At 51.5% G+C, this 10,876-nt stretch carries 12 protein-coding genes; 10 read left to right on the forward strand and 2 right to left on the reverse strand.

What is annotated here, in order from left to right:
* The 4 genes from KB557_RS05715 to KB557_RS05730 all read left to right on the forward strand — a co-directional run.
* Nucleotides 1-307: SufE family protein (locus KB557_RS05715; protein WP_255132164.1), on the forward strand; the 307-nt coding region annotated here is incomplete at its 5' end.
* 25 nt (nucleotides 308-332) lie between these two features.
* Nucleotides 333-1,637, forward strand: coding sequence for a homoserine dehydrogenase (locus KB557_RS05720; protein ID WP_255132167.1), 1,305 nt, complete (start codon nucleotides 333-335; stop codon nucleotides 1,635-1,637).
* A 36-nt stretch (nucleotides 1,638-1,673) separates the two neighbouring features.
* Complete coding sequence (locus tag KB557_RS05725; protein WP_255132169.1) at nucleotides 1,674-3,260, forward strand: ABC transporter substrate-binding protein; 1,587 nt, start codon at nucleotides 1,674-1,676, stop codon at nucleotides 3,258-3,260.
* A 2-nt stretch (nucleotides 3,261-3,262) separates the two neighbouring features.
* Nucleotides 3,263-4,282, forward strand: coding sequence for an ABC transporter permease (locus KB557_RS05730; RefSeq protein WP_255132171.1), 1,020 nt, complete (start codon nucleotides 3,263-3,265; stop codon nucleotides 4,280-4,282).
* Here KB557_RS05730 and KB557_RS05735 read toward each other — a convergent pair.
* Nucleotides 4,256-5,929, reverse strand: a complete 1,674-nt coding sequence (locus KB557_RS05735) for an alpha/beta hydrolase (protein WP_255132174.1) — start codon at nucleotides 5,927-5,929, stop codon at nucleotides 4,256-4,258. The two genes, KB557_RS05730 and KB557_RS05735, sit on opposite strands and share 27 nt — an antisense overlap.
* On the opposite strand from KB557_RS05735, the gene KB557_RS05740 reads away from it, so the two are divergent.
* The 6 genes from KB557_RS05740 (at nucleotide 5,902) to KB557_RS05765 (ending at nucleotide 10,314) form a co-directional block, all read left to right on the forward strand.
* Complete coding sequence (locus KB557_RS05740) at nucleotides 5,902-7,083, forward strand: MFS transporter (protein ID WP_255132177.1); 1,182 nt, start codon at nucleotides 5,902-5,904, stop codon at nucleotides 7,081-7,083. The genes KB557_RS05735 and KB557_RS05740 overlap by 28 nt on opposite strands.
* Before the next feature lie 260 nt (nucleotides 7,084-7,343).
* Nucleotides 7,344-7,571 carry a type II toxin-antitoxin system Phd/YefM family antitoxin gene (locus KB557_RS05745; protein WP_255132179.1) on the forward strand — a complete coding sequence of 76 codons (228 nt, stop codon included), beginning with the start codon at nucleotides 7,344-7,346 and terminating at the stop codon, nucleotides 7,569-7,571.
* A gap of 59 nt (nucleotides 7,572-7,630) precedes the next feature.
* Entirely contained in the window at nucleotides 7,631-8,050 is a 420-nt protein-coding gene (locus tag KB557_RS05750) for a nucleotidyltransferase substrate binding protein (RefSeq protein ID WP_255132181.1), read from the forward strand.
* On the forward strand, nucleotides 8,047-8,388 hold the full coding sequence (locus KB557_RS05755; RefSeq protein ID WP_255132184.1) for a nucleotidyltransferase domain-containing protein: 342 nt from the start codon (nucleotides 8,047-8,049) through the stop codon (nucleotides 8,386-8,388). Before KB557_RS05750 ends, KB557_RS05755 begins: the two co-directional genes overlap by 4 nt.
* A 5-nt stretch (nucleotides 8,389-8,393) precedes the next feature.
* Nucleotides 8,394-9,095 carry a VIT family protein gene (locus KB557_RS05760; protein WP_255132186.1) on the forward strand — a complete coding sequence of 234 codons (702 nt, stop codon included), beginning with the start codon at nucleotides 8,394-8,396 and terminating at the stop codon, nucleotides 9,093-9,095.
* A 70-nt stretch (nucleotides 9,096-9,165) separates the two neighbouring features.
* A complete protein-coding gene (locus KB557_RS05765; RefSeq protein ID WP_255132189.1) occupies nucleotides 9,166-10,314 on the forward strand; it encodes an ATP-binding protein in 1,149 nt (382 codons plus the stop codon).
* Here KB557_RS05765 and KB557_RS05770 read toward each other — a convergent pair.
* The coding region (locus KB557_RS05770; RefSeq protein ID WP_255132191.1) for a DUF933 domain-containing protein at nucleotides 10,304-10,876 on the reverse strand (573 nt) is incomplete at its 5' end. The two genes, KB557_RS05765 and KB557_RS05770, sit on opposite strands and share 11 nt — an antisense overlap.

The raw sequence follows: 10,876 nt of genomic DNA on the forward strand, positions 1-10,876 counted from the left end.
ACCGCCAGCCCCTGCTGAATTGCAATGCGAAAGCAATCGGGTGAAAGGTTGTGTATCTCAGGTTTTTGTAGCCCCCACTGCAGGCGTTAACGGTTTGCAATGGCAGGGTGATGCTGATGCCCAAATCACAAAAGGTTTATTAGCACTTTTGATTGCAGGGCTTAATGGCCTCAGCGCCAGCGAGGTGCAAGCAATTGATCCTGGCTTTATTGCAGAAACCGGCCTGCAAGGCAGCCTTACCCCATCAAGGGCTAATGGCTTTCTCAATATCCTGCGCCATATGCAGGCTCAGGCAGCGCATTTATAGGATCAACTCATACCGAAACGTGTAAATGGCAATTGGTATTGGTTTGCTGGGGCTTGGCACGGTGGGAGCAGGGGTGGCTGAAATCCTGCTTAATCCCAGTGGCCGTCATCCTTTAGTTGCAGAGCTCGAATTGCGTCAAGTGGCGGTGCGCAGCTTGGCGCGAAGCCTTCCCCAAGGCCTTAGCCAAGAATTGCTTTGCACTGATCCCGCTGCGGTTGTAGCCAATCCAGCGGTGGATTTAGTGGTGGAAGTTATGGGGGGAATTGAACCGGCCCGCAGTTTGATCCTTGCTGCTATCGAAGCAGGTAAAGCTGTGGTAACTGCCAATAAGGCCGTGATCGCCCGCCACGGAGCTGAAATTGCAGCAGCAGCAGCGGCAAAAGGTGTTTATGTCTTGATGGAAGCAGCGGTGGGGGGCGGCATCCCAATACTTGAGCCGTTGAAACAGTCGCTTGGGGCAAACCGCATTGAGCGGGTAAGCGGCATCATCAATGGCACCACAAATTACATTCTCAGCCGCATGGCCGCTGAAGGGGCTAGCTACGCAGCAGTGCTAGCTGATGCCCAGGCCCTTGGTTATGCAGAAGCCGATCCAGATGCAGATGTTAATGGGGGAGATGCTGCAGATAAAATCGCAATTATTGTGGGCCTTGCCTATGGCGGCCTTGTTGATAGAAGCGAAATCCCCACAGAAGGGATCGCTAATTTGCAATTGCGAGATATTAACTACGCCCGAGAATTGGGTTATGTAGTGAAGTTATTAGCGGTAGCTGAACGGGTTAAAACTATTACTGATACAAGTGAAGTGCTTGATGTGAGGGTGCATCCCACCTTGGTGCCCAAAACCCATCCGCTGGCGGGGGTAAACGGAGTTAACAACGCCATATTGGTGGAAGGAGATCCTGTGGGGCAAGTGATGTTCTACGGGCCGGGAGCTGGGGCAGGCCCCACCGCTAGTGCTGTGGTGGCAGACATTCTCAATATTGCAGCGATCCAACAAGTGGGAGGCCCTGCTGCCAAGTTGGATCCATTGCTTGCTGCCACGAGTTGGCGCAGTTGTTGTTTAGTAGATAGTGCAATTACAAAACATCGCAACTATGTGCGTTTCCAGGCGGCGGATCTTCCTGGGGTGATTGGTCATATCGGCAGTTGTTTTGGTGCCGCTGGAGTTAGTTTGCAATCAATCGTGCAATTCCAATCCCAAGGAAGCGGTGCTGAAATTGTGGTGATCACCCATGAGGTGCAAGAAAGCAACTTTCGCCACGCCTTAGAGATGATTCTTTTGCGCTCGGAGGTAGAAGCTGTTGTGAGCTGTTTACGCACCCTCTAGGCAAGGCAATAAGTTGGGGTTGCATAAAAGAAACTTTTGCCTAATTCCAAAAAAAGCTGGATTTTCCCCCTGCTTGGCTTGTGGCTCGGGCTGAGTGGTTGCAGCAATTTGCAACTGCAGCAGAAACAGGCCCCAATTGTGGTGGCCAGCTTTGGCTCTATCGACACGATCGATCCAGCCCAAGCCACTACTACTGCTGCCATCCAACTGCTGTCGTCTTTGGGGGATCCCCTTTACGGAATTAGCGCTGATGGCCAGATAGAACCCAGGCTGGCACTTGCCTTACCGCAGATCAGCAACCAAGGGCTTAAGGCGGTGATCCAGCTGCGCAAGGGGGTTATTTTTCATGACGGCACCGCATTTAATGCCGAAGCAATGGCTTTTAGTTTGAGGCGTTTTATAGCGATTGCAAAACTTAGTTATGTGGTGGGAGATCGCATCACAGCGGTAAAAGTGCTCGGCCCCTATGAATTAGAACTCACCCTGCGCAGACCCTTCAGCCCCCTTGCGGCACTGCTCAGTTCCACCAGCCTCACCCCTGTTTCACCAACTGCTTATAAAAAGCATCAACGCAGTTTTTTAACAGGCAATTTTGTTGGTACAGGCCCTTATCAACTCAGCTTCACCAGCCCGCAATTGCAAAGGCTGACGCCGTTTAAAAAATATTGGGGGCAAAAACCGAGCAACAACGGAATTGCGATGGTGAGCATGGGCACTTCCACCACCCTGTTTGGCGCATTGATGGGTAGGGATGTGGATGTATTGCTATCGAGCAGCATCGAACCGGATCAGCAAAAACCACTACGAAAAGAGGCCCAGCGGGGCTTATTGCGAGAAGGGGTGGGGCCAGCACTAGAAATCGGTTATCTCAGCGTGTTGAGTGATCGCCCCCCCTTAAATCGCCTTGGCTTACGACAAGCCTTGGCCTACAGCCTCAATCGCCCCCAGATCAGCGCCAGGGTGAGCGACAACATCCGTACACCGCTTTATGGCCTTGTGCCGCCGAGCTTGGCCGGAGCAAAAGCGGGCTGGCCGGAGCAAAACCTTGCTGCCGCCCGCAAATTATTTGAGCAGGAGGGCTACTGCGCAGGCAAAACCTTGGCCTTAAATCTCACCTATCGTTCAAATGTGCCAACCGATCGTCTCTTTGCCCTTACATGGCAGGAGATGTTGAATGCAAAGCTCGGCGATTGCTTGCAGCTAAAAATCACTGGAATGGAATCCACCACCGCCTATCGGCAACTTGGAGATGGTGCATTTCAGCTGATCATGCTGGATTGGTCGGGAGATTACCCAGATCCTGATAACTACCTCGTGCCATTGCTGGCCTGCAAACGCCCCCAGGGTTATGTGTGTTTAGAGGGTGAAAGCGCCGCGAGCGGTAGTTTTTGGGCCGCACCAGGTTTGCAGAAACAACTTTTAGAAACTGAACAAATCACTGGCCCCGCCCGCTTAGAAATGCTCAAAACCGTGCAGCAGCGCGCAGCCCTTGGAGTTCCTTACTTACCAATTTGGCTTGTGCGTTCAAGGGCCTGGGCGCGACCACCGATAAGTACACCACGTTTTGATGGCAGCGGCCGCTTAATCCTGGCCCAATTACAGATACAAAAGGGGGCTCGATAGCAATGGATCGCAGCAACAAGCTCTTGCGTTATCTCGGTAGCAGGCTGCTGCTGGCACCAGTGATGCTTTGGCTGATCTCAAGTTTGGTATTTCTATTGCTGCGAGTTGCACCGGGAGATCCGGTAGATGCCCTACTTGGCAGCCGCGCCAGCGTTGCTGCCAGGGAACAGTTACGACAGCAATTGGGCTTAGATCAACCACTACCAATGCAATATTTAGATTTTTTAGGTGATCTGCTTAAGGGTGATCTAGGCACCTCAATGGTGAGTGCAAAGTCTGTGGGGGCAATTGTGCGGGATGCCTTGCCCGCCAGCATTGAATTGGGATTTGTAGCCCTAGTAATCGCAATTGTATTGGGCTTAATCGCTGGCTTTAGCGGTATTGCAAAACCAGAGGGAAAAATTGATTTAGCGGGCCGGTTATATGGAATCGGCACCTATGCGTTACCAAGTTTTTGGGCCGCGATGGTGTTGCAACTGATATTTGCGGTGGGCCTGGGCTGGTTCCCCGTGGGGGGGCGATTCCCACCAACCTTGGTGCCACCAAGTGGCACTGGCTTCTATCTGCTTGATGGGGTGCTGCAAGGTAATTGGCAGGTGGTAAGCGGCGCATTACGCCACCTCGCTTTACCAGCTTTCACCCTGGGGCTGCTACTTAGCGGAATTTTTGATAATGCCTTGCGGCTAAATCTGCGCCGTGTATTGCGTTCCGATTATGTGGAAGCGGCCCGCAGCCGTGGCATCAGCGAAACACAAGTTGTGTTGCGCCATGGCCTTCCAAATGCTCTGCTGCCGATGCTCACGATTGCTGGTATCACGGTGGCTTCTTTAGTGGGAGGGGCTCTATTAATCGAGGTGATCTTTTCCTGGCCAGGTATTGCAAATCAATTACAAGAAGCAATCAACCGGCGTGATTACCCCTTAGTGCAAGGAATTGTGGTGGTGGTGGCAGCTTTAGTGGTGCTGGTGAGTTTGGTGGTTGATGTTTTGGTAGCCCTATTGGATCCCCGCCTCAACTTCTGAAAACTGCTGCAGAGGCCGCAATTGCTTGACCAGCTTGCGATCGATCACATAGGCCTGCACTGCACCCTCATTAAATACACCCAGCGGCGCTGATTGCCCCTCCTCGATACTGCGCAAAAAGCTGATTTGGATTTCCAGCAACATTGTTTGCACCTGTTGGGGATCCTTACCAACAAAATCTGCACCCAAATGCATTAACGCTTGTTCTTTTTCAAGGCCCACTGCAGAAAAATGGCTAGCACCTTCAATTACTGCTAATCGGCTGCGGGGATTTGGTAATTGCTGAAAAGGCAGCAACTGCTCCCGCAATGGAGATGTAACAAGATCGAGGCTGCCCCCCAACATCAAAACAGGTAAATCCAAAGAACGTAAACCTGCATCACCCCAAAGCAAACTGCCAAAACCATTTATTGCTACTACTGCTGCAAGATTAATTGGAGGATTTATTTTCGGCAGATTTAATGCTGTGAGTTGGCATTGGAATAAGTAAGAGCTATCTAATACAGGAATGCTCAACATCGCTTTTGCGCAACGTTGCTCCAGGCCAGCTTGCAATTCAGCGCCAGCCCATAGCAATCCGGCTACTCCACCTAGGGAATGTCCGAGCAGCATCAGCCGTGGCGGGGTGGGATGGGGGCCAAACCGCAACTGCTGGCTGGCGATTGCTGCACTAATTGCCTCAAAATCTTGAATCCGATTTGGCAGGCTTTCAATACCTGGCAGGGCAGCTCGCCCCTCCAGCAGGCCTCGCACCGCCTCAGCGTCACTGCCTTGATGCTGCAACGAAACCACTGGCCAACCCTGGGCTGCAAGGCCCCGCCCCAACCAAGCCAACTGATCAATCGAGCCACCTAAGCCATGGCTAAGCAAAAGCCAATGGCTTGCAGAGCTTTTCCCCTTTGGCCACCACAGCTGCAATGGGATGGGAGCAAGCCGGTGCGCAACGGGGAGGGTTATTTGTATTGAATTTTCTGCATTCAGGGGCGCAACAGGCAAGGCAGCAAAAGTGCTGGGAGTTAGGGCAAGGCTTCTTAGTTGTTTTTGCAGGCTGATCTGCTGTTGCAATTGAAGCCGCAGCCGTTCTGCTAATTCCGTTAAGGCATCGAGATCAAGGCGTAGTTCAGATACAGGGGCAGCCCTAAGTAAGGCGAGCACATTGGCGAAATTTGATTGTTGCAACAAATTGAGCAGCAGTTCACCCCCATCCCCTTGGGGAGAACGTAAAAGGCTGCCCAGTTGTTGCACCAACTGTTGCCCAGCCCAGCTATTAATTATCGGCGCCACTGAACTTCCCTTTAACTGCAGCGGTTGCAGTAACAACTCACGAATACTGCGCTGGGTATTTGGATCCAACAGGTTTAACCAGGGGCCCAGCTCCTTGTTGTCTTTTGGCTGAAGGGCCCAAGCTTCCAATTGTTGAAGATCTAGGGGAAGCTCCAAACCAGCTGCCTTCACGGTTAAACGTTCAGCTGCTAACAGGGGTGGATGCCATAAACAAAACACTGCCACTGCCAAGACAACCTTGGCTAAAGGTTTATGGATCAGAGTTAGCGAACGAAGCAGAAACAATGGTGCAACTTGCCAGGTGGTGGCTGCAATTTCCGCGCACCTTACGCCGAGTGGCGCAGATTCGAGGTGTAGCAGCATTAGGGGCTGGGGGAATTTTGTTCCTTGGCCCGCTTGTATTCAACCGTTTGGGGCTTAGCAGCAGCCAAATAGGGCTGGCATTAGCACTCTCCAGCGCTGTTGGCCTTGTGGCAAGGGCAAGCAGTGGCCTGCTGCTCGATCGGGGCATTGCGTTAGGAACACCTCTACGGCTGGGGGCGATTTGCTCAATCGGCGCAGATCTGCTGCTGTTTCGAGCTCATAGTTTTCAGGCCTTTGTGGTGGGTGAACTATTGCTCGGTTTAGCGATGGGGCTTTATTGGCCTGCGGCCGAATTGGCCAGCGCCCAATTCAGTGCGCCACTGCCTTCTAGTGAAGGATTTGCGCTTGCCCGCACAGCCGATGCCCTTGGAATAGCTGCAGGTGCGCTAATTGGCAGTTGCATCGCTTGGGGGCTAGGGGCCCAGGCATTGCGTTTGATCTACGGAGTGGATCTAGTGGGAATGCTGGTTTTGTTATGGCTGATCAGGGAATTACCAAAACGGGGATTACCTCCAGCGCCAGCAAAATTAGCGCCAGGCCAAAAAAGAAGCTGGTGGGGGCAATCATTACTGCCGTTATTGGCTGTGTCGTTATTAGGAACCGGGCTATTAACACTGCAACAAAGTGCGTTGCCATTGGATCTTGCTAATGGCGGTTTAGCTCGGGCGGGCTTACCAGAAGCGGGCGGTGGATTATTAATTGTGTTGCAACTATTGCTGGTGCTGATATTGCAATGGCCGGTGGGTCATTGGCTCGGCAGCAAACCGGTTGCAAAAGGATTGCGGTTGAGCTTGCTCTGCTTTAGCGGCGGCTGCTTTCTTTTGGCCCTTTCAGCTTTGCATCCAAAAGGTTTGGTGTTGCTGTTGCTGGCTCAACCTTTATTGGCATTAGGCACAGCTGCTTTTTTACCCACCATCACTGAAGCAGTGGTGGAGTCTGTTAGCAGCGAAAATCAAGGCCTAGCTTTGGGTATCTATTCACAAACCTGGGCGATCAGCGGGATCAGCTTGCCACCTTTAGCTGGTTTGCTGATGGAGTTTCAAGGTCATGGCTTAGGGCTTTGGCTTGTGATGTCTGGGCTTTGCTTAGCAGCATTGGGGTTACTCCAACCTTCATGGGGTAAAGGTTCCGTTCCGTATTCCCAATCGTCGTAATCGGGATCGTTGCGAATTTTTTGATGCAATTCCTTCTGCACCTCAAAATCGTGCGCCAATGGCAATTCAGGAGAATCTGGTGATTTGGCGGAAGCGTTATCTGATTCTGCTTGCATTGGAACTAAAAATAATTTGGATGCAGTTTGACCCATACCGGCATAGCCAAGCAAGTTATTGGAACGCTGTAACAGCTGATAAAACGATCACTAGAGTGGTGACCACGGTATTTGCGATGTTTAAAAATTAAAAATTCCAGAACAATGACTCAGATCAGCGCCAGCAAATTCAAGGCATGCTGCCTCAGCCTCATGGATGAAGTGGCCAGCAGTGGCAAAGTGCTCGTGATCACCAAGAACGGTAAACCCGTAGCAGAGCTGCACCCATGCAGAGGTCAGCTCCGCTCCAGCCCCTTTGGCCTGCACCCGCAGTTGCAGTTGTTGGGCGATGTGATCAAACCCCTTGATGAACCCTGGGCCGCCCCGCTTTGACGCACGGCAATAATTAGCTTCGCACTTAGTAAAAATAGTATTAATTGCTGGAGGCGAAAATGGAACAATCTGCAGACATTCGTTGGCAACAGCGTTTGGTTAGTTTCGGCAAAGCTTTAAAGCTGTTGCAAGAAGCGATGCTAAATGGCCCCGGAGCATTGAACCAACTGGAAAAGGAGGGAGCTATCCAACGCTTTGAATATTGTTTTGAATTGGGCTGGAAAACTACAAAGGATTACATGGAAGCCAATGGCTTTGTATTTGCAGTACTGATGCCCCGCCAGGTATTGAAGGAAGCTTACGCAGCAAAAATAATTGCTAACGGTGAAGCATGGATCGCCATGCTTGATCATCGTAATTTGTTATCACACACCTATAATTCAGTTTTATTTGAGCAAGTGGTGGAAGCAATTCAGGAACGCTATCTTCCAGCCCTAGAGCAGCTAAGAGAATTCATGCAGCTGGAGGCTATGCAATGAATAATTTACCGCTGCAACCTACAGAGTTGGAACAAGTGTGCCTTGTATTAAGCCGCCACCCAACTGTATTAAATGCAACCATCTTTGGATCCCGTGCCAAGGGCACCCACAGCCAACGTTCGGACATAGACCTTGCATTGGCTGGCCCACTAGATGCACTTGGCGCAGAAGCAATCGCAGCCGAACTGGAAGAACTGCCTCTGCCGTATCTTTTTGACGTGCAAGCTCTCGATAGCATCACATACGAGCCATTGATAAAACATATTGAACGGGTAGGTATTAAGATCTATTTCCGGAAAGATCAAATTTATACTAAACAGCTTATTGCTTCAGATTGATAACTATGCAATTGCAACGCCGCCACCGGGAAGCCCATAAAAGCCATCGGGCCGGCTGGTTGCGGGCGGCGGTGTTAGGGGCAAATGATGGCACTATTTCAGTGGCCAGCCTGGTGGTTGGGGTTGCCAGTGCAGGCAGCAAACCAGAAACGCTGCTAATTACCGCCTTAGCTGGATTGGTGGCTGGAGCTGCATCCATGGCAGCTGGTGAATATGTGTCGGTGCAAAGCCAGGCAGATACAGAAAAAGCAGATCTGGCTAAGGAAGCGGCGGAATTGATATCTGATCCAGAGGGTGAATTAGAAGAACTCAGCTCGATTTACAGATCCCGGGGTTTAGAGGCCAGCCTCGCCAGGGCTGTAGCTGAACAACTAAGCCTTCAAGGGGCCCTAGAAGCCCATGCCCGCGATGAATTAGGTATTAGCGAAACCCTTAGGGCAAGGCCTTTGCAGGCAGCTTTTGCATCAGCTGTGGCCTTTGGCTTGGGTGCACTGGTGCCATTGCTGGCGATATTGCTAGCTCCAGCTAGCAAGGTGGTGCCCTTCACGGTGTTGCTCTCGCTTGGCAGCCTTTTGATATTTGGTGGCATGGCCGCAGCGGCAGGTGGGGCATCTGTGCGTAGAGGCGCCCTGCGGATGGTGATCTGGGGCGCCGTTGCCATGGGGCTCACCTCAGCGGCCGGCCATTTATTTGGCGTGAAATTGTAAAAAATGCATCAGGGTAAAACCGCAAGTTTCTTGCTAAATTGGCGGCATAAACTCCATTTTGGCTGCATAAATGGCGGTTGTAACGCGTTTTTTGCAGCCTCCAGCCCAGGGCTTCTTCTTGTTTGGTCCCCGTGGCACAGGTAAATCCACCTGGCTGGCCCAAATGTTTCCCTTGGCCCTTCGAATCGATCTGCTTGCGCCTGAGCTGCTGCGCGCCTTCCAGGCCAGGCCGGAGCGGCTGCGGGAGCGCATCGCCGCCGAGCCTGAAGCCCACACAATTGTGATCGATGAAATCCAGAAGGCACCCCAGCTGCTGGATGTGGTGCATTCGCTGTTGGAGGAACAACCGGAGCTGCGCTTTGTGCTCACAGGCTCCAGCGCTAGAAAACTGAAACATGGCGCTGCCAATCTGCTGGGCGGACGGTTGGTTTCGGCTTCTATGCCAACCTTCATGGCCGCAGAGCTTGGCGCTGCTTTTGATCTTTCAAGGGCGCTCAAGATCGGCCTAGTGCCTTTGATTTGGCAAGCTGCTGATCCCCAGGCCAATCTTGCCGCCTACGCATCTCTTTATCTGCAGGAGGAAGTGCAAGCTGAGGCGTTGGTGCGCCAAATCGGCGACTTCGGCCGTTTTTTGGAGGTGATCAGCTTTTCCCAAGCAAGCCAACTCAATCTGGCCTCCCTTGCCCGCGAAGCTGAGATCCCTCGCAAACGGGCCGAAAGTTATCTATTTATTCTCGAGGATTTGCTAATTAGTTTTCAATTGCCTGTTTTTCAGAAACGGGCCAAACGGCAACTTGTTCAGCACCACAAATTCTTTTATTTTGATGTTGGCGTGTACCGGAGCCTGCGGCCCCGTGGCCCCCTCGATTCTGCGCAAGAAATCGAAGGTTTAGCCTTAGAAACACTTGTGGCTCAGCATCTGCGCGCCTTTTGTCAATTGCGGCGTCAAGGCGATAGCTTGAGCTTTTGGCGCACCCGCTCCGGCCTAGAAGTGGATTTTGTGGTGTATGGCCCCGATCTGTTTTGGGCTATTGAGGTGAAGCGCAGTGCCCGCATCGATAAGCGTGATCTAACTGGCCTAAAAGCTTTTGGCGTTGATTACCCTCAAGCGGAACGTGTATTGCTTTCTTTTGCACCAGAACCGCTTTTGATTGATGGCATCCGTTGCGAACCCCTGGAGCCCTGGCTACGGAAATTACAGCCTCAACCTATACATTAAATAAAAACTCCATCACATCACCTTCTGCCACCACATATTCCTTACCTTCACTGCGCAACCAACCCTTGGCCTTGGCTTCTGCAAGGGAACCTGCTTCTAGCAATTGGCCATAGCCAATTGTTTGAGCGCGGATGAAACCCCGTTCAAAATCGGTGTGGATCACCCCAGCTGCTTGCGGTGCCGTCATGCCTGCTTTGATGGTCCAAGCGCGGGTTTCTTTTTCACCTGTGGTGAAATAAGTGCGAAGGCCAAGCAGTTGATAGGTGGCGCTAATCAAACTGCGTAATCCACCTTCACTAACGCCCAAACCCTCAAGGTAATCATTGCGTTCATCTTCACCAAGTTCAACTAGTTCCGCTTCAACTTGAGCACTTACTTTTACAGTTTGAGCAGCTTCTTTTTTTGCTAATTCAGCAACCGCATCAACAAATGGATTGCCGCCCGCCAGGTGATCTTCACTTACATTTGCAGCGTAAATAATCGGCTTTGCAGTTAACAAACCAAGCGGTTTAATCATAAGATACTCCTCACTGCTTATATTTAAATTACGCGCAGCACCGCC

The sequence above is a fragment of the Synechococcus sp. Cruz CV12-2-Slac-r genome, assembly GCF_024346075.1.
In the GTDB taxonomy this organism is placed as follows: domain Bacteria; phylum Cyanobacteriota; class Cyanobacteriia; order PCC-6307; family Cyanobiaceae; genus Synechococcus_D.

Coding starts and splice junctions, on each gene's coding strand:
- KB557_RS05765 (WP_255132189.1), top strand. CDS start 9,166: ATGGCGGTTGTAACGCGTTTTTTGCAGCCTCCAGCCCAGGGCTTCTTC.
- KB557_RS05720 (WP_255132167.1), top strand. CDS start 333: ATGGCAATTGGTATTGGTTTGCTGGGGCTTGGCACGGTGGGAGCAGGG.
- KB557_RS05745 (WP_255132179.1), top strand. CDS start 7,344: ATGACTCAGATCAGCGCCAGCAAATTCAAGGCATGCTGCCTCAGCCTC.
- KB557_RS05730 (WP_255132171.1), top strand. CDS start 3,263: ATGGATCGCAGCAACAAGCTCTTGCGTTATCTCGGTAGCAGGCTGCTG.
- KB557_RS05760 (WP_255132186.1), top strand. CDS start 8,394: ATGCAATTGCAACGCCGCCACCGGGAAGCCCATAAAAGCCATCGGGCC.
- KB557_RS05735 (WP_255132174.1), bottom strand. CDS start 5,929: ATGCTGCTACACCTCGAATCTGCGCCACTCGGCGTAAGGTGCGCGGAA.
- KB557_RS05750 (WP_255132181.1), top strand. CDS start 7,631: ATGGAACAATCTGCAGACATTCGTTGGCAACAGCGTTTGGTTAGTTTC.
- KB557_RS05755 (WP_255132184.1), top strand. CDS start 8,047: ATGAATAATTTACCGCTGCAACCTACAGAGTTGGAACAAGTGTGCCTT.